17 protein-coding genes and 2 tRNA genes are annotated in these 18,378 nt (G+C 56.4%); 4 read left to right on the top strand and 15 right to left on the bottom strand.

The features are described from left to right. Positions 1-106 precede the first annotated feature (106 nt). The 13 genes from rpsO to rlmE form a co-directional block, all read right to left on the bottom strand. Positions 107-376, bottom strand: a complete 270-nt coding sequence (gene rpsO, locus TAN611_RS02300; RefSeq protein ID WP_010279698.1) for a 30S ribosomal protein S15 — start codon at positions 374-376, stop codon at positions 107-109. A 157-nt stretch (positions 377-533) separates the two neighbouring features. After that, positions 534-1,478: a tRNA pseudouridine(55) synthase TruB gene (truB, locus tag TAN611_RS02295; RefSeq protein WP_105229530.1), complete on the bottom strand. Its 945-nt coding sequence runs from the start codon at positions 1,476-1,478 to the stop codon at positions 534-536. Then, the gene (gene rbfA / locus TAN611_RS02290) at positions 1,478-1,888 is read right to left on the bottom strand and encodes a 30S ribosome-binding factor RbfA (RefSeq protein ID WP_105229529.1); all 411 of its coding nucleotides are present in this window, start codon (positions 1,886-1,888) and stop codon (positions 1,478-1,480) included. The genes truB and rbfA overlap by 1 nt, the downstream gene beginning before the upstream one ends. Before the next feature lie 68 nt (positions 1,889-1,956). Continuing rightward, positions 1,957-4,644 carry a translation initiation factor IF-2 gene (infB, locus tag TAN611_RS02285; RefSeq protein ID WP_105229528.1) on the bottom strand — a complete coding sequence of 896 codons (2,688 nt, stop codon included), beginning with the start codon at positions 4,642-4,644 and terminating at the stop codon, positions 1,957-1,959. A gap of 23 nt (positions 4,645-4,667) precedes the next feature. After that, positions 4,668-6,173, bottom strand: a complete 1,506-nt coding sequence (nusA, locus tag TAN611_RS02280; protein ID WP_105229527.1) for a transcription termination factor NusA — start codon at positions 6,171-6,173, stop codon at positions 4,668-4,670. A 21-nt stretch (positions 6,174-6,194) separates the two neighbouring features. Continuing rightward, positions 6,195-6,647, bottom strand: coding sequence for a ribosome maturation factor RimP (gene rimP / locus TAN611_RS02275; protein WP_145961162.1), 453 nt, complete (start codon positions 6,645-6,647; stop codon positions 6,195-6,197). A gap of 218 nt (positions 6,648-6,865) precedes the next feature. After that, a tRNA-Met gene (locus tag TAN611_RS02270) sits at positions 6,866-6,942 on the bottom strand. Positions 6,943-7,002: 60 nt separating this feature from the next. Further along, positions 7,003-7,089: transfer RNA gene (locus TAN611_RS02265), tRNA-Leu, on the bottom strand. A gap of 68 nt (positions 7,090-7,157) precedes the next feature. Further along, positions 7,158-7,493: a preprotein translocase subunit SecG gene (gene secG, locus TAN611_RS02260; protein WP_015670611.1), complete on the bottom strand. Its 336-nt coding sequence runs from the start codon at positions 7,491-7,493 to the stop codon at positions 7,158-7,160. 237 nt (positions 7,494-7,730) lie between these two features. Next, positions 7,731-9,068: a phosphoglucosamine mutase gene (gene glmM / locus TAN611_RS02255; RefSeq protein WP_105229525.1), complete on the bottom strand. Its 1,338-nt coding sequence runs from the start codon at positions 9,066-9,068 to the stop codon at positions 7,731-7,733. 4 nt (positions 9,069-9,072) lie between these two features. After that, on the bottom strand, positions 9,073-9,909 hold the full coding sequence (gene folP, locus TAN611_RS02250; RefSeq protein WP_105229524.1) for a dihydropteroate synthase: 837 nt from the start codon (positions 9,907-9,909) through the stop codon (positions 9,073-9,075). A 166-nt stretch (positions 9,910-10,075) separates the two neighbouring features. After that, positions 10,076-12,007: an ATP-dependent zinc metalloprotease FtsH gene (ftsH, locus tag TAN611_RS02245; protein ID WP_197951064.1), complete on the bottom strand. Its 1,932-nt coding sequence runs from the start codon at positions 12,005-12,007 to the stop codon at positions 10,076-10,078. A gap of 56 nt (positions 12,008-12,063) precedes the next feature. Continuing rightward, positions 12,064-12,693 carry a 23S rRNA (uridine(2552)-2'-O)-methyltransferase RlmE gene (gene rlmE, locus TAN611_RS02240; protein ID WP_203067206.1) on the bottom strand — a complete coding sequence of 210 codons (630 nt, stop codon included), beginning with the start codon at positions 12,691-12,693 and terminating at the stop codon, positions 12,064-12,066. Between the two features lie 141 nt (positions 12,694-12,834). On the opposite strand from rlmE, the gene yhbY reads away from it, so the two are divergent. Then, a complete protein-coding gene (gene yhbY / locus TAN611_RS02235) occupies positions 12,835-13,128 on the top strand; it encodes a ribosome assembly RNA-binding protein YhbY (RefSeq protein ID WP_105229522.1) in 294 nt (97 codons plus the stop codon). Between the two features lie 114 nt (positions 13,129-13,242). Here yhbY and greA read toward each other — a convergent pair whose 3' ends face one another. After that, a complete protein-coding gene (gene greA / locus TAN611_RS02230; protein ID WP_061321556.1) occupies positions 13,243-13,719 on the bottom strand; it encodes a transcription elongation factor GreA in 477 nt (158 codons plus the stop codon). Between the two features lie 256 nt (positions 13,720-13,975). On the opposite strand from greA, the gene dacB reads away from it, so the two are divergent. From dacB to pmrB, 3 genes are read left to right on the top strand one after another with little or no spacing between them, the layout of a single operon-like run. Further along, positions 13,976-15,409, top strand: coding sequence for a serine-type D-Ala-D-Ala carboxypeptidase (gene dacB / locus TAN611_RS02225; RefSeq protein WP_105229521.1), 1,434 nt, complete (start codon positions 13,976-13,978; stop codon positions 15,407-15,409). A 25-nt stretch (positions 15,410-15,434) separates the two neighbouring features. Continuing rightward, a complete protein-coding gene (gene pmrA, locus TAN611_RS02220) occupies positions 15,435-16,097 on the top strand; it encodes a two-component system response regulator PmrA (RefSeq protein ID WP_203067205.1) in 663 nt (220 codons plus the stop codon). Next, complete coding sequence (gene pmrB / locus TAN611_RS02215) at positions 16,094-17,158, top strand: two-component system sensor histidine kinase PmrB (protein ID WP_105229519.1); 1,065 nt, start codon at positions 16,094-16,096, stop codon at positions 17,156-17,158. The genes pmrA and pmrB overlap by 4 nt, the downstream gene beginning before the upstream one ends. Positions 17,159-17,199: 41 nt before the next feature. Here pmrB and cgtA read toward each other — a convergent pair whose 3' ends face one another. After that, positions 17,200-18,372: an Obg family GTPase CgtA gene (gene cgtA, locus TAN611_RS02210; protein ID WP_105229518.1), complete on the bottom strand. Its 1,173-nt coding sequence runs from the start codon at positions 18,370-18,372 to the stop codon at positions 17,200-17,202. Positions 18,373-18,378: the final 6 nt, after the last annotated feature.

Genomic DNA, 18,378 nt, shown 5'->3' with positions numbered 1-18,378 from the left:
CGAACCTCTGTAACGGAAGATCCTCGTTAGTACATTAACCTGATTTACTTATGCTTCCTAGAAGAAAGGGGCCAAAATAGGCCCCTTTCTACTGAAACTGGTTCGATTAGCGACGCAGACCCAGACGCTCGATCAGGCTGGTGTAACGTGCTACATCTTTACGCTTCAGGTAGTCCAGCAGCTTACGACGCTGAGAAACCATACGCAGCAGACCACGACGGCTGTGGTGATCTTTTTTGTGCTCGGAGAAGTGGCCTTGCAGATGGTTAATCTGCGCGGTCAGCAGGGCAACCTGAACTTCGGTAGAACCGCTGTCGTTAGTACCACGACCGAAATCAGCTACGATTTTAGCTTTAGCTTCAACACTTAGAGACATTGTAATACTCCAAATTATAGATAAAAAAATGCAGGCGCCGATCTCTAATTCAGCAGCCCGATAATTGGGCCATACCCCTCAAGCGAGAGTCATGGCCCAAGCTGCGTCATTCTACTCTTAGCGCAGAACGATCGCAAGATGAGGCGTTTTTCGCCGATTAGTCGAAATGTTCGACAACCAGACGCTTAGGCGCCACACGACCGTCGTCGGCAATCTCGCCGACGCCGATAAATTTATGCGCATCGCCTTCAGTGATACGCACCATGCCGGAAGCCGGCGCGCCGGCAGCCTGCACCGGCTGGCCCTGCTTGACATAACCCGCCACCGCCGGCAGCAAGTTCACTTCAGGGAAATCGGCGCATGGGCTGTCCATCGGCATCAGCAGCGGATCGAGCAGTTCGCCCGGCGCCACGCCTTCGGCCTGCGCCTGTTCCAGCAGCGCGTTCAGTTGTTCCAGCGTCACCATACGTTCGATCGGATATTTCGCCACCTGCAGACGACGCAGATAAATCACGTGCGCGCCACAGCCCAGCAGTTCGCCCAGATCGTCGGTAATGGTACGGATATAGGTGCCTTTGGAACAGTGAACTTCCAGCTCCAGCTCATCGCCTTCCCAGCGGATAAACTTCAGCTCGTAAACCGTAATGCTGCGCGCTTCACGCGGCACTTCAATGCCCTGACGCGCGTATTCATACAGTTTTTTGCCCTGATACTTCAACGCGGAGTACATCGACGGCACCTGCTGGATGTCGCCGCGGAAAGTCTCCAGCGCCGCATCAAGCTGCTGCTGGGTAATATTCACCGGGCGTTCCTGCACGATCTGGCCGTCTGCGTCCGAAGTATCGGTACGCTGCCCCAGACGGGCAATCACCCGATAGCGCTTGTCGGAATCCAACAGGAACTGGGAAAACTTGGTGGCTTCCCCCAGGCAGATCGGCAGCATGCCGGTCGCCAGCGGATCGAGCGCGCCGGTATGGCCCGCGCGGTTGGCGTTATAACAACGCTTTACTTTTTGCAGCGCGTCATTGGAGGACAGGCCCTGCGGCTTATCCAGCAACAGCACGCCGTGAATATCGCGGCCGCGGCGACGAGGGCGACTCATTAAGCCTCCTCGTCATCGCCTGATGCGGAGCGGCGCTCGGCATCGTTTTTCACCACGTTGGTCACCAGGTTGGACATGCGCATACCTTCAACCAACGAGTTGTCGTACGCGAAGGTCAGTTCCGGCACCACGCGCAGGCGCATCGCCTTGCCCAGCAGCGTACGGATATAGCCGGACGCGTCTTGCAACGCCTTGACGCCCTTGTTCACCAGTTCAGGATCGTGGTTTTCCGTCAGCACGTTGAGGAAGGTGACGTAAACTTTGGCATACGCCAGGTCGCGGGAAATTTCAACGCCGGAAACGGTCGCCATGCCAACGCGCGGGTCTTTGATTTCACGCTGCAGAATGATCGCAATCTCTTTCTGCATCTCTTGCGCGACGCGCTGGCCGCGGCTGAATTCTTTTGCCATGTTATTTTCTCCAGACAAATCGGGGGGCACAAAGGCCCCCCAGAACAGATTAAGCAGATGTGCAACCGTTAATCGATGGTGCGCTGGATCTCGATGATTTCGAAGACTTCGATCATGTCGCCAACGCGCACGTCGTTGTAGTTCTTCACGCCGATACCACATTCCATACCGTTACGGACTTCGTTAACGTCATCCTTGAAGCGGCGCAGGGATTCCAGCTCGCCTTCATAGATAACCACGTTGTCGCGCAGTACGCGGATTGGGTTGTGACGCTTGATGTTGCCTTCGGTAACCATACAGCCAGCGATAGCGCCGAATTTCGGTGATTTGAACACGTCACGCACTTCGGCCAGGCCGATAATCTGCTGTTTGTATTCAGGAGCCAGCATGCCGCTCATCGCCTGCTTAACTTCGTCAATCAGGCTATAGATGACGGAGTAGTAACGCAGATCCAGGCTTTCTGCTTCAATCACGCGGCGCGCAGAAGCGTCGGCACGGACGTTGAAGCCCAGGATGATGGCGTTGGATGCCGCGGCCAGCGTGGCGTCGGTTTCGGTGATACCACCTACGCCGGAGCCGACAATCTTCACCTTCACTTCGTCGGTGGACAGCTTCAGCAACGCATCGCTGATCGCTTCGCAAGAGCCCTGTACGTCGGACTTCAGTACGATGTTCAGCTCGGAAACCTCACCGTCGGTCATGTTGGAGAACATGTTTTCCAGTTTGGATTTCTGCTGACGCGCCAGTTTGACTTCGCGGAATTTGCCCTGACGATACAGCGCCACTTCACGCGCTTTCTTCTCGTCACGCACTACGGTCGCTTCATCGCCCGCCGCCGGAACGCTGGACAGACCCAGGATTTCCACCGGAATAGATGGGCCGGCCGAGGTCACTTCACGACCCAGTTCGTCGCGCATCGCACGCACTCGGCCGTATTCGAAGCCGCACAGTACGATATCGCCTTTGTTCAGCGTACCTTCCTGAACCAGGACGGTCGCTACCGGGCCACGGCCTTTATCCAGGAAGGACTCGATGACCACGCCGCTCGCCATACCGGTGCGCACCGCTTTCAGTTCGAGAACTTCAGACTGCAGCAGGATAGCGTCCAGCAGCTCGTCAATACCGGTGCCTGCTTTCGCAGAGACGTGGACGAACTGTGCTTCACCGCCCCACTCTTCCGGCATTACGCCGTACTGGGACAGTTCGTTCTTCACGCGATCCGGATCGGCTTCCGGCTTGTCAATTTTGTTGACCGCAACAACCAACGGCACCTTGGCCGCTTTCGCGTGCTGGATAGCTTCGATGGTCTGTGGCATCACGCCGTCGTCCGCTGCAACCACCAGAACCACGATATCGGTCGCCTGAGCACCGCGAGCACGCATTGAGGTAAATGCGGCGTGGCCCGGGGTATCCAGGAAGGTGATCATGCCGTTATCGGTTTCAACGTGGTAAGCACCGATGTGCTGGGTAATGCCGCCCGCTTCGCCCGATGCCACTTTAGTGGAACGGATGTAGTCCAGCAGGGAGGTTTTACCGTGGTCAACGTGACCCATGATGGTCACAACCGGCGCACGCGGTTCAGCTGCTGCTGCACCGGTATCGCGATCGCTCATCAGCGCTTCTTCCAGCTCGTTCTCACGACGCAGGATAACCTTGTGGCCCATCTCTTCGGCAACCAGCTGTGCGGTTTCCTGATCGATAACCTGGTTGATGGTCGCCATCGCGCCCAGCTTCATCATGGTTTTGATAACCTGAGAGCCTTTCACCGCCATCTTGTTGGCCAGTTCGGCCACGGTGATGGTTTCGCCGATAACGACGTCACGGTTAACCACCTGAGCCGGCTTGTTGAAGCCCTGCTGCAGGGTGCTTGGCTTACGACGGCCTTTGCCACCACGGGTAACGGCGCGTGCTTCTTCGCGATCCGCTTTGGATTCGGACAGCTTGCTGCCTTTCTTCTGTTTGGCGGATTTGCCGCCGCGGGTGCGGGTGCGGCGATCGCCTTCAACTTTGGCGTCGTTCTCATCTTCTGCGGCACGCGCATGCTGAGAGGTGGTCACGTGGTAGTCTGCAGTTTCAGACTCAGTGGATTTTTCAGCCGCTGCCCACTTCTCGCCATTTTCTTCCGCCATGCGGCGCGCTTCTTCAGCGACGCGCTTGGCTTCTTCTTCCACCTTGCGGCGCACTTCTTCTTCGGCTTTACGCTTCAGTTCTGCGGCTTCGGCTTCGCGGCGCGCTTTTTCAGCCTGAGCTGGCTTGGTCATTTCGTCGGTTTGTTGATTGGTCACTTTTTCTTTTTCCGCTGCATCACGCTTAGCTTTTTCAGCGGCCTCACGTTTGGCTTGCTCTTCGGCTGCGCGCTTCGCTTCTGCTTCGCGTTTAGCGAGCTCTTCTGCTTCGCGCCGTGCCTGCTCTTCCGCTTCACGCTGTGCCTGCTCTGCCGCTTCCGCCTGTTGGGCTTCTTGCGTATCGCGATTTACATAAGTGCGTTTCTTGCGGACCTCAATTTGCACCGATTTACTCTTACCGCCGGTGCTCGGAATATTCAAGGTGCTGCGCGTTTTACGCTGCAGCGTCAGTTTACCCGGCGCGCTGCCGTGCTCACGGTTCAGGTGCGCCAATAAGGTTTCTTTCTCTTGCTGGGTAACAGAGTCGGTTTCCGATTTGTTGATCCCTGCATCAGCAAACTGCTGTACCAGGCGATCAACCGGAGTCTGAATCTCTGCTGCCAGCGATTTTACGGTTACATCTGTCGTCATGCTGTTCCTTCCTGCTACAGTTATTACGCGTTGTCGCCAAACCAACAGATATTACGGGCGGCCATGATCAGCTCGCCGGCTTGCTCATCGTCAAGCCCTTCAATATCAGCCAGATCGTCAACACCCTGCTCGGCAAGATCTTCCAGCGTACAAACCCCACGCGCGGCCAGTTTAAAGGCCATGCTGCGCTCAAGCCCTGGCAGGTTGAGCAGGTCTTCAGCAGGCTTCTGGTCACCCAGGCTTTCTTCCTGAGCCAGTGCCAGCGTGGTCAATGCAGCTTTGGCGCGATCGCGCAACGCTTCAACCGTATCTTCATCCAGACCGTCGATTTCCAGCAGCTCATTGATTGGCACATACGCCAATTCTTCAAGCGTTGAGAAGCCTTCTTCGACCAGTACGGTGGCGAACTCTTCGTCGATATCAAGATACTTGGTGAAGGTATCAATGGCGGCATGAGCCTCGGCCTGGTGCTTGGCCTGCAGATCGTCCGCCGTCATCACGTTCAGTTCCCAGCCGCTGAGCTGAGAAGCCAAACGCACGTTTTGGCCGTTACGGCCGATCGCCTGTGCCAGATTGCTGGCTTCAACGGCAATATCCATAGTGTGCTTGTCTTCGTCCACCACGATAGAGGCAACGTCTGCCGGCGCCATGGCGTTGATCACGAACTGCGCAGGATTATCGTCCCACAGCACAATATCAATACGCTCGCCGCCCAGTTCGCTCGATACGGCCTGAACGCGAGCGCCGCGCATCCCCACGCAGGCGCCGACCGGGTCGATACGCTTGTCATTGGTTTTCACGGCAATTTTCGCACGGGAACCCGGATCGCGGGCTGCCGCTTTAATTTCAATCACTTCTTCACCGATTTCCGGCACTTCGATGCGGAACAGTTCAATCAGCATCTCTGGACGAGAACGGCTGACGAACAGCTGCGCGCCGCGCGCTTCTGGACGCACCGCATACAGTACGCCGCGGATGCGGTCGCCCGGACGGAAGTTCTCACGCGGCAGCATATCTTCACGCAGGATCACGGCTTCCGCACTGGTACCGCTGCCATCAGAGGCTTTGATATCCAGAGAAATGTTGTCGCGGTTTACTTTTTTCACCACGCCGGTGATGATTTCACCTTCGTGCCCGCGGAATGCGTCGACCACCATCGCACGTTCAGCTTCACGCACCTTCTGGACGATAACCTGCTTCGCGGTTTGGGTGGTGATGCGGTCAAAGGTGACAGATTCAATCTGATCTTCGATAAAACCGCCCAGCTCGATGCTCGGATCTTCAAACTGCGCAGCTTCCAGCGTGATTTCACGCGTAGGCTGGGTCACTTCTTCTACGGCAACCCAACGGCGGAAGGTGTCGAAGTCGCCGGTTCTGCGATCGATGCTAACGCGAACGTCGATTTCCTGCTCGTATTTTTTCTTGGTTGCGGTGGCTAATGCGGTTTCCAACGCTTCAAAAATCTTCTCACGCGGAAGGGATTTCTCATTGGAAACTGCTTCAACAACAGCCAGAATCTCTTTATTCATCCTAGTTGCCTCATCCAAACTTTAAAAGTGGGGTACCAGATTCGCTTTCTGAATATTGCTCAGCGCGAACACTTCATCTTTCCCATCCACAGTAACCGTGATCATCTCGCCATCGACGGACTTGATGATGCCCTGCCATTTGCGGCGGTTCTGTACCGCCATGCGCAGCACCATGCTGACTTCTTCACCGAGGAAACGCGTGTAGTGCTCTGCGGTGAACATCGGGCGATCAAGGCCAGGAGAGGAGACTTCCAAGTTGTAAGCGACGGTGATCGGATCTTCAACGTCCAGCACCGCGCTGACCTGGTGGCTGACATCAGCACAATCATCAACATTGATGCCGTCTTCACTATCAATATAGATGCGGAGCGTAGATTGGCGCGCACGAATAAATTCGATGCCTACAAGCTCAAAGCCCAACGCCTCTACCGGTGCCGAAAGCATCTCTGTTAATTTTTGCTCTAATGTGGACAAGCCCACCCCCAAGACATAAAAAAAGGGCTAAATAGCCCAGTGATTCTGTTGCCAAATAACAAAAAACCCCGAAAAATCGGGGCTTTATGCAACTGGACCCTGTTTGCCGCACTGCGGCTTCGGTACAACTTTCTGACAAGTGTCATTTTCAAATGTTGTTCGAGAAAAGCGGATTCAATCGAAATAGTGTATTTGAAAATAAACACTTCAAAGGAAAGTGGTTGCGGGGGCCGGATTTGAACCGACGACCTTCGGGTTATGAGCCCGACGAGCTACCAGGCTGCTCCACCCCGCGTCCGAAATCGTGGCAAATACTACGCTGATAATCGCAAAATTGCAAGTTATCTCTGGGATTTGGTACCGAGGATGGGACTCGAACCCACAAGCCCGTTAGGGCACTACCACCTCAAGGTAGCGTGTCTACCAATTCCACCACCTCGGTACTGATTCTTTTTACTGCTACGGCCGTTGATGTCTGACATCAACCACCGTTTAAAACTTTGCTGCTGCTTACTGCGGGATATCGCTGCTCGGCTTGGCTGGTGCCGCCGGCGCGGTTGTCTGCTCGGTTTTCACCGGCTGACCGAGGTTTTCCCACTCGCTGCCTTTTTTGCTCTGGTTGCTGCTCAGGTTGCCCAGAATCAGACTGATGACGAAAAACAGCGTCGCCAGCACGGCCGTCATGCGGGTCATGAAGTTACCGGAACCACTCGAACCGAACAATGTGCCAGACGCACCTGCTCCGAATGAGGCTCCCATATCAGCGCCTTTACCTTGCTGCAGCATGATCATAGCAACAAGCCCGATCGAAACCAGCAGGAAAATTACCAGAAGAGCTTCGTACATAGTCGTACCCGTATCCTTGCGGCATCACCGCGTGCCAAATGCTTCTCGCCCCATAGGCTTCTAGTCAGAAGTCGCAGACGTTATGTAAAACCGCCTACTGAAGCGGGTGTGAATACTAACCAAAGGCGCCACAGCGCGCAAGGGCAATTTACCGCCACCGGCGCGATTGCGGAAAAAAACAGCAACACGACGCAATTTACACGCCCAAACTGCACGTTTGGGCGTTAACCACCTGTTTTAACCTGCAGATTTCACCGCGTCGGCGATGCGGTTCGCCAGCTCGGTCACCTGTTTTTCGTCCTCGCCTTCCACCATCACGCGGATCAGCGGTTCCGTACCGGATTTGCGCAGCAATACGCGGCCGCGGCCGTTCAGTTCCGCCTCCACGCTTTTGGTAACGCTGACGACGGCTTCCGATTCCAGCGGATTATGTTCGCCGGCAAAGCGCACATTGACCAGCACCTGCGGCAGCAGCTGCATGCCGCTGCACAGATCGTGCAGGCTCATGCTGTTGCGCACCATGGCGGTCAGAACCTGTAAGCCGGCCACAATGCCGTCGCCGGTGGTGGTTTTATCCAGCAGGATCACATGGCCGGAGTTTTCAGCGCCGATGCGCCAGCCCAGCTCCTGCAGTTTTTCCAGCACGTAGCGGTCGCCGACTTTGGCGCGGGCAAATGGAATACCCAACTGCTTCAGCGCCAGCTCCAGCCCCATGTTGCTCATCAGCGTGCCGACCGCCCCGCCACGCAGTTGCCCCTGGCGCAGCCCTTCACGCGCGATGATGTACAGGATCTGATCGCCGTCCACCTTGTTGCCCAAGTGATCCACCATCATCACCCGGTCACCGTCGCCGTCAAACGCCAGGCCCACGTGGGCTTTCTCCGCCAGTACACGCTCTTGCAGCTGGCGAACGTCGGTCGCCCCACATTTCTCGTTGATGTTCATGCCGTCCGGCTCGCAGCCGATGGCAATCACCTTGGCACCCAGCTCGCGCAACACGCTCGGCGCGATGTGATAAGTCGCCCCGTTGGCGCAGTCAACGACGATCTTCAGGCCCTTCAGGCTCAACTCGCTTGGGAAGGTGCCCTTACAAAATTCGATATAGCGCCCGGCGGCATCAATAATACGGCTGGCTTTACCCAGTTCGGCGGACTCTACGCAGGTCAGCGGCTTTTCCATCTCCGCTTCGATCGCTTCTTCCACGTTGTCCGGCAGTTTGGCGCCATCGATGGAGAAGAATTTGATGCCATTGTCGTAATACGGGTTATGCGATGCGGAGATCACAATGCCGGCCTCGGCGCGGAAGGTGCGCGTCAGATAGGCGACTGCCGGCGTCGGCATCGGGCCGGTAAAAGAAGCGGAAAGCCCTGCGGCCGCCAAACCAGCTTCCAGCGCCGACTCCAGCATATAGCCGGAAATGCGGGTGTCTTTGCCGATAATAATTTTGCGTGATCCATGGCGCGCCAGCACTTTACCCGCAGCCCAGCCGAGCTTAAGGACGAAATCCGGAGTAATCGGGCTGTCGCCGACCTTCCCACGAATGCCGTCGGTACCAAAATATTTACGCTCGCTCATGTCTCTACTGTCCCTTAGCTGAAAGTGTTGCCTCGACGACGCGCATCGCCTCGACGGTTTCTTTAACATCATGCACTCTGACGATCTGTGCGCCCTGCATCGCGGCAATTACCGCACAGGCAACGCTGCCGATCGTCCGCTGTTCCGGCGGTACGTTCAGCAGTTGTCCAATCATCGATTTACGCGACATGCCAACCAGCAGCGGCAGGCCGAAATGATGAAATTCCGACAATCGGGCCAGAAGCTGATAATTATGCGCTAAATTCTTACCGAAACCGAAGCCCGGGTCGAGCAACAATTTCTGTTTTGCTATGCCCGCCGCAGTACAGCGTGCAATATGCTGCTGGAAAAAGGCGTTGACCTCGCCCATTAAATCCTCATAGTGCGGCGCCTGTTGCATGGTACGCGGCTCGCCCTGCATATGCATCAGGCATACCGGCAACCCGCTGGCTGCCGCCGCCTCCAGCGCGCCAGGCTCCTGCAGCGAGCGTACATCATTGATCAGATGCGCGCCGGCGTTAGCCGACTCGCGAATGACTCCGGGCTTGGAGGTATCGACCGAAATAAACACCTCAAAACGCCGGGCAATCGCTTCCACCACCGGCACCACCCGCTCGATCTCCTCCTCTTCGCTCACCTCCGCCGCGCCGGGACGGGTCGACTCACCGCCAACGTCGATCATGGTGGCGCCGGCGGAAATCAGCGCGTGGGCATGCAGCAGGGCGTCATTCAGCGAATTATGCCGTCCTCCGTCGGAAAACGAGTCCGGAGTCACATTGAGAATGCCCATCACCCGAGGATGGGAGAGATCGAAAGCCATGTCGCGCACGGTTAATTGCATGAAGATTCCACCTTACTGTCTGTTGCTGATTTCACTGCCGGGCGGGCAAAAAGGCCTGACCGTCTGATACGGCGGCCTGGCGGTGGCCGGTATACGGCCGCACCGCAGATGACGGGCATAAAAAAACCCCGGCATGCCGGGGTTTGATGTTATTACACAGTCGATGTTACTTGTCGAGCTGTTCAGACAGAGGATTGCCTGGATTTGGCGTCCGCGGCTCATCAACCGGCGTCGGGGCCTTTGGAGTGCCGCCGTTGTCGGAGTTGCTGCCTTTGCTCGGATCGTCCCAGCCTGCCGGCGGACGGACGTCCTTACGGTTCATCAGATCGTCGATCTGCGGCGCGTCGATGGTTTCATACTTCATCAGGGCATCCTTCATTGAATGCAGGATATCCATGTTTTCCATCAACAGCGTACGGGCGCGCGTGTAGTTACGTTCAATCAGGGATTTCACTTCCTGGTCGATAATACGCGCCGTTTCGTCAGACATATGTTTCGCCTTGGCCACAGAGCGGCCCAGGAACACTTCGCCCTCTTCTTCCGCATACAGCAGCGGCCCCAGCTTCTCGGAGAAGCCCCATTGGGTCACCATGTTGCGTGCGATAGAGGTCGCCACTTTAATGTCGTTCGATGCGCCGGTAGAAACATGCTCGGCACCGTAAATAATCTCTTCCGCCAGACGGCCGCCGTACAGCGTGGAGATTTGGCTCTCCAGTTTCTGACGGCTGGCGCTAATGGCATCGCCCTCAGGCAGGAAGAAAGTTACGCCAAGCGCACGGCCGCGCGGAATAATCGTCACCTTGTGAACCGGATCGTGTTCCGGCACCAGACGGCCGATAATGGCGTGGCCGGCTTCGTGATACGCGGTCGACTCTTTCTGCGCTTCGGTCATTACCATGGAGCGACGTTCCGCACCCATCATGATTTTGTCTTTGGCCTTTTCGAACTCAACCATCGACACCACACGTTTGTTGCTACGGGCGGCAAACAGCGCAGCTTCGTTGACCAGGTTAGCCAAATCCGCACCGGAGAAGCCCGGTGTACCACGTGCAATGACGGAGGCGTCGATATCGGCTGCCAGCGGCACGCGGCGCATATGCACCTTCAGAATCTGCTCACGACCACGCACATCCGGCAGACCAACCACTACCTGACGGTCGAAACGGCCTGGACGCAGCAGCGCCGGGTCAAGCACGTCCGGACGGTTGGTCGCAGCGATGACGATGATGCCTTCGTTGCCTTCAAAGCCGTCCATCTCAACCAGCATCTGGTTCAGCGTCTGCTCACGTTCATCGTGACCGCCACCCAGACCGGCGCCACGCTGGCGGCCGACGGCGTCGATTTCATCGATAAAGATGATGCACGGAGCGGCTTTTTTCGCCTGTTCGAACATATCACGTACGCGGGACGCACCCACGCCGACAAACATTTCCACGAAGTCGGAACCGGAAATGGTAAAGAACGGCACTTTCGCCTCGCCGGCAATGGCTTTCGCCAGCAGCGTCTTACCGGTACCCGGCGGGCCGACCATCAGCACGCCTTTCGGAATCTTGCCGCCCAGCTTCTGGAAACGGCTCGGTTCGCGCAGGTATTCAACCAGTTCGCTCACTTCTTCTTTTGCTTCGTCGCAGCCGGCGACGTCGGCAAAGGTGGTTTTGATCTGATCTTCAGTCAGCATACGGGCTTTGCTCTTGCCAAAGGACATCGCGCCCTTGCCGCCGCCGCCCTGCATTTGCCGCATAAAGAAGATCCAGACCCCGATCAGCAACAGCATCGGGAACCATGAAATAAAGATAGAAGCCAGCAAACTCGGCTCTTCCGGCGGTTCACCGACAACTTTCACATTCTTCGTCAATAACGTATCCAACAGCTTAGGATCGTTGACGGGGATATAAGTCGTGTATCGGTTACTATCTTTCTTGGTAACGTTGATCTCACGTCCGTTAATTCGCGCTTCGCGAACCTGATCCTGGGTCAGTTCGGACATGAAGGTAGAGTAATCCACCCTACGGCCATTCGACTCGCTGGGCCCAAAGCTCTGGAATACGGACATCAGCACAACTGCGATGACCAGCCAGAGAATTAGGTTTTTCGCCATGTCACTCAAGGGATTAACCTCATATTACAACTGTGTTAACAAACAGCGTTAGGGTACTACAGTTTGCGCCCTGTCGCTACAATGTACACTTCACGCGAACGAGCGCGCGAAGCGTCTGGCTTACGAATCTTAACCTTCGTAAACAGGGAGCGAATTTCCCGTAGGTACTCGTCAAAGCCATCTCCCTGGAACACCTTCACCAGGAAACTTCCGCCTGGTGCGAGGACATCACGACACATTTCCAGTGCTAATTCCACCAGATACATCGATCTTGGAATATCGACCGCCGGGTTGCCACTCATATTCGGGGCCATATCGGACATGACCACCTGAACCTTCTTTTCACCTACGCGATCCAGCAGCGCCTTCAGCACCAGTTCATCACGAAAATCTCCCTGGAGGAAATCAACGCCGACGATAGGATCCATCGGTAAAATATCACAGGCGATAATTCGCCCAGAACCGCCGATCTGGGTAACGACATACTGCGACCAGCCGCCTGGCGCCGCCCCCAAATCAACAACCGTCATACCCTGTTTAAACAGCTTGTCGCTCTGCTGTATTTCATCCAGTTTAAACCAGGCGCGCGAGCGCAGCCCTTTTTTCTGCGCCTGCTGCACATATTTGTCGCTAAAGTGTTCCTGAAGCCAGCGGCTAGAACTGGCCGAACGCTTTTTACCTGTCATCGAGTTTCCAACTATCCTAAAAAGAGACTTATGCCAAGTTCGCTGCTCATATTGCCATCACGGTGCAAGACCGATTTGGTGATACCCATGAGATGGCGGTAGAATGTACCGTTTTCAATCCCAACTTAAGCAAAAAAGACAATGAATCTGAATAATAAACAAAAACAGCACCTGAAAGGCCTGGCGCATCCGTTAAAACCGGTCGTCATGCTGGGCAATAACGGTCTCACCGAAGGGGTGCTGGCTGAAATTGATCAGGCGCTGACGCATCATGAGCTGATCAAAGTGAAAATCGCAACGGAAGATCGCGAAACCAAAGCCTTGATCGCTGACGCTATCGTGCGTGAAACAAATGCCTGCAACGTACAAATTATCGGTAATACCCTTATTCTTTACCGCCCTTCAGAAGAGCGCAAGATCAGTCTACCGCGTTAAGTGTCGTCATTTTAACGAAAAGGTGCCATGCACCTGCACCTGATAAAAGGCCGCCACGCGGCCTTTTTCCTTTCTTTACAAAAACCTGATTAACTTCTGAGCAAACGCTGTCGATCAGAGGTATTCCACCTTCAGGATTTCATATTCCACATCGCCGCCCGGTGTCTTAATCACCACCACGTCGTCTTGTTCTTTACCGATTAAACCACGCGCCATCGGGGAATTCACCGAAATCAGATTTTTCTTGAAATCGGCCTCGTCGTCACCCACGATGCGGTAGGTCACCTCATCCTCAGTATCCAGGTTCAGCACCGATACCGTCGCGCCGAAAATCACCCGGCCGTTGTTCGGCATTTTGGTTACGTCGATCACCTGCGCGTTCGACAGCTTAGCTTCAATTTCCTGAATACGTCCTTCACAGAAACCCTGCTGCTCACGCGCCGCATGGTACTCCGCGTTTTCTTTCAAGTCGCCGTGTTCACGCGCTTCCGCGATGTCCGCAATGATTTTCGGACGGCGAACGCTTTTCAAATATTCCAGTTCTTCGCGCAATTTTTCAGCGCCAAACAGGGTCATCGGAATCTGTTGCATAATTTCAATACCTCTAAATCTTTCCTGTTCAAATAGCCGTCATCCTGACGTATTCGTATGAAAACACGGATGGCTATCGCCAGCCGCCTCCAGGCGACAAACAAAAGAACCCTAACCCGGAAAATTCTTCCAAGTCAGGATCGATTTTGCATTTTGATACGCATTTTAGCGTAGAGTTCCTTGAGGGTCATCGTTTACTTTTTCCCTGAATGCGCCGTAGTATGACGGCACGTTACCCAGCAGTTAGCCAGAGATTATGCGTTTTTCACGAATTGTCAGTGCATTGGCGTGCGCATTTGTTTTGAATGTAAATGCCGCCCCGGTCGAAGATTACACACAATATTTGCCTGATGGAGCCAACCTTGCCCTGATGGTGCAAAAAATCGGCGCCAGCACGCCGACGATTGATTACCACGCGCAGCAGATGGCGTTGCCCGCCAGCACCCAGAAGGTGCTGACCGCGCTGGCGGCCCTGTTACAGCTCGGCCCAGACTATCGCTTTACCACCACGCTGGAAAGCCAGGGTAAGATTAACGATGGCGTACTGCAGGGCAATCTGATCGCACGCTTCGGCGGCGACCCGACCTTTAAACGCCAGAACCTGCGCAATATGGTCGCCGAACTGAAGAAACAGGGCGTAAAACAGATTAGCGGCGACGTGCTGGTCGATACTTCGGTATTCGCCAGCCACGACAAGGCGCCCGGCTGGCCGTGGAACGATATGACGCAGTGCTTCAGCGCCCCACCGGCGGCGGCGATTGTCGATCGCAACTGCTTCTCGGTGTCGCTGTACAGCGCGGCCAAGCCGGGCGATATCGCCTTTATCCGCGTCGCCTCCTATTATCCGGTTAACATGTTCAGCCAGGTGCGTACGCTGGCCAAAGGTTCGCCGGATGCCCAATACTGCGAGCTGGACGTGGTGCCGGGCGAGTTGAACCGCTTTACCCTCACCGGATGCCTGACGCAGCGCAGCGAGCCGCTGCCGCTGGCGTTCGCCATTCAGGACGGGGCCAGCTACGCCGGCGCTATTCTGAAAGATGAACTGACCCAGGCCGGCATCCAGATTGACGGCCACCTGAAGCGCCAGACACAGCCGGGCATGAGCGGCACGGTGATCGCCCGTACCCAATCGGCGCCGCTGCATGATCTGCTGAAAGTGATGCTGAAAAAATCCGACAATATGATCGCCGATACCGTCTTCCGCACCATCGGCCACGAGCGCTTCGGCGTGCCGGGCACCTGGCGCGCCGGCGCCGACGCGGTGCGTCAGGTGCTACGTCAGAAAGCCGGAGTCGATCTGGGCAACAGCATCGTGGTGGATGGTTCCGGCCTGTCGCGCCACAATCTGCTGGCGCCGGCGACCATGATGCAGGCGCTGCAATATATCGCCCAGCATGACAGCGAGCTGAATTTCATCTCGATGCTGCCGCTCGCCGGCTACGACGGCACGCTGCGCTACCGCGGCGGGCTGCATGAGGCCGGCGTGGACGGCAAAGTCTCGGCGAAAACCGGGGCGCTGCAGGGCGTTTACAATCTGGCCGGCTTTATCACCACCGCCAGCGGCCAGCGTATGGCGTTTGTGCAGTATCTGTCAGGCTACGCCGTACCACCGGAAGATCAGCGCCAGCGCCGGATACCGCTGGTACGTTTCGAAAGCCGGCTATATCGGGATATTTATCAGAATAACTGAGTAACCACGCCCTGGGAGCCCCGACGTGAAGCTATTGATTGTCGAAGACGATGAGCTATTGCAACAGGGGCTGGCCATGGCGCTGGCTGCCGAAGGTTACGCCTGCGATTGCGCCCTGACGGCGGCGCAGGCCAATACGCTGATCGACACCAGTCAGTACAGCATGGTCATCCTCGATCTCGGCCTGCCCGACGTAGACGGCAGCGCCTTGCTGCGGCAATGGCGCCGCCGGCAACTGGACTTGCCGGTGTTGATTCTCACCGCCCGCGATGCGCTGGAAGACCGCGTCGACGGGCTGGACGCCGGCGCCGATGACTATCTGATCAAACCCTTTGCGCTGATTGAGCTGCAGGCTCGCGTCAGGGCGCTCATCCGCCGCTATCAGGGCCACAGCGACAACCTGCTACAGCAGGACGATCTCACGCTCAATCTCTCCAGCCAGCAGGTTTACCTGCAACAGCAGCCTATCGACATCACGCCAAAAGAGTTTGCCCTTCTGTCGCGGCTGATTATGCGCGCTGGCCAGACGGTCAACCGTGAACTGCTGCAACAGGATTTATACGCCTGGAACGACGATCTCGGCTCCAATACGCTCGAAGTGCACGTCCATAACCTGCGCCGCAAGCTGGGCAAGGATCGTATCCGCACGGTACGCGGCATCGGCTACCGTCTGGAGCCGTTGCCATGATCAGCATGCGGCGTCGCCTGTTGCTGATGCTGGCGCTTATTCTGCTGGTCACCCAATTGATCAGCGCGCTGTGGCTATGGCACGAAAGCCGGGAACAGATCGGTTTTCTGGTCGATGAAACCCTGTCGGCTCAGGTGCGCACCGAAAAGGTCGACGGTGAAATCGCCGAAGCGATCGCCTCATTATTGGCGCCGTCGCTGATTATGATGATTGTCACGTTGATCGCCTCGTTCTGGGCCATCAGCTGGATTATCCGCCCGCTTAATCAGTTGCAAAACCGGCTGGAAAAGCGTTCCGCCGACAACCTGTCACCGCTGCCGGTCAATAACGACAGCCGGGAAGTGATGGCGGTCACCACCGCGCTCAATCAACTCTTCTCGCGGCTCGATAACACCATTCAGCAGGAGCGGTTGTTTACCGCCGACGCGGCCCACGAACTGCGTACGCCGCTGGCCGGCATCCGGCTGCATCTGGAACTGATGGAGCAGCAGGGGGTGCGGGAAAGTACGCCGCTGATCGCGCGCATCGACCAACTGATGCATACCGTAGAACAATTGCTGATGCTGTCGCGCGCCGGGCAGAAGTTTGCCGGCGGCCACTATCAACGTTTCGACTGGGTCGCGGACGTGATGACGCCATTGCGCGAAGAACTGACAGAACTGGCGCAACAACGCAATCAACAGCTGACGTGGCAACTGCCGGTGGAGGCCGTCACTCATGGCGATCCGGTATTACTTCGCCTGTTGCTGCGAAATCTGGTGGAAAATGCCCATCGCTATAGCCCGCCGGACAGCGCCATCCAAATCCGCCTCGACGCGCAAAACGGCGGCCATCAGCTGCAGGTGATCGATGAAGGGCCAGGCATTAAGCAAGAGATGGCCGGAGAGTTGACCCAGGCCTTCAGAAGAATGGACCAGCGCTATGGCGGCAGCGGATTGGGGCTAAATATCGTCATCCGCATCATCCAGCTGCACCAAGGGCGACTAGCGCTGAAAAATCGCCATAACGCCAGCGGCCTTAACGCGCGCTGCTGGCTGCCCGCCAACCCGCTGAAGCCATAAAAAAGGCCCCGCAGTGCGGGGCCTGATAGCTGTAGCGATGATTATTTCTGGTAAATGATTTCGACGCCTTCGTCGTCATCTTCATCCCAGTCATCATCCCAGTCGTCGTCGGCTTCGGCTTCCACTTCCGCCAGCTGTTTACGGTGATAGTCATCCCACATAAACTCGACTTTTTCCGGCGCGCTCTCTTCGATCGCCATCGCTTTCGGCTGGCTATTGATAAAGTTCATCACGTCCCAGCACAGCTCTTTGACGCCAAAATGGCTGGCCGCAGAGATCATGTAGTACTTATCTTCCCAGCCCAGCGCGTCGACAATCGCCTTGGCGCGCTCTGCGGCTTCCTCTTCGTCCAGCAGGTCAACTTTGTTGAACACCAGCCAGCGCGGTTTCTGCGCCAGATTGTCACTGTACTGATTCAGCTCGTTAATGATCACGCGGGCGTTTTCTACCGGATCGGTCTGGTCAATCGGATCGATATCCACCAGGTGCAGCAGCACGCGGCAACGTTCCAGGTGCTTCAGGAAACGAATGCCCAGGCCGGCACCTTCAGACGCACCTTCAATCAGCCCTGGAATATCCGCCACCACGAAGCTCTGTTCGCTGTCCATACGCACCACGCCCAGGCTTGGCACCAGCGTGGTGAACGGGTAGTCCGCCACTTTCGGCTTGGCGGCAGATACCGCGCGGATAAAGGTGGATTTGCCCGCGTTCGGCAGGCCGAGCATGCCGACATCCGCCAGCAGCATCAGCTCCAGCAGGACATCGCGCGCTTCACCCGGCGTACCGTTGGTTTTCTGGCGCGGGGCACGGTTGACCGAGGATTTGAAACGGGTGTTGCCCAGGCCGTGCCAACCGCCCTTCGCTACCATCAGGCGCTGCTGATGGCGCGTCATATCGCCGAGAATCTCGCCGGTGCCCTGATCCTTCACCCGGGTGCCGACCGGCACTTTGATCACGATATCTTTACCGCGCTTGCCGGTACAGTCACGGCTCTGGCCGTTCTGACCACGTTCTGCACGGAAGGACTTCTCAAAGCGATAGTCGATCAGCGTGTTCAGGTTTTCGTCCGCCAGCAGGTAGACATCGCCGCCGTCGCCGCCGTCGCCGCCATCCGGGCCGCCGTTCGGGATATATTTTTCGCGACGGAAGCTGACGCAACCATTACCACCGTCACCTGCAACGACCAATATCGCTGCTTCATCTACAAACTTCATTTTCCG

This window comes from Serratia sp. Tan611 (genome assembly GCF_905188235.1).
Lineage (GTDB): Bacteria > Pseudomonadota > Gammaproteobacteria > Enterobacterales > Enterobacteriaceae > Serratia_B > Serratia_B rhizosphaerae.
This window is presented reverse-complemented; position numbering and strand designations above follow the sequence as displayed.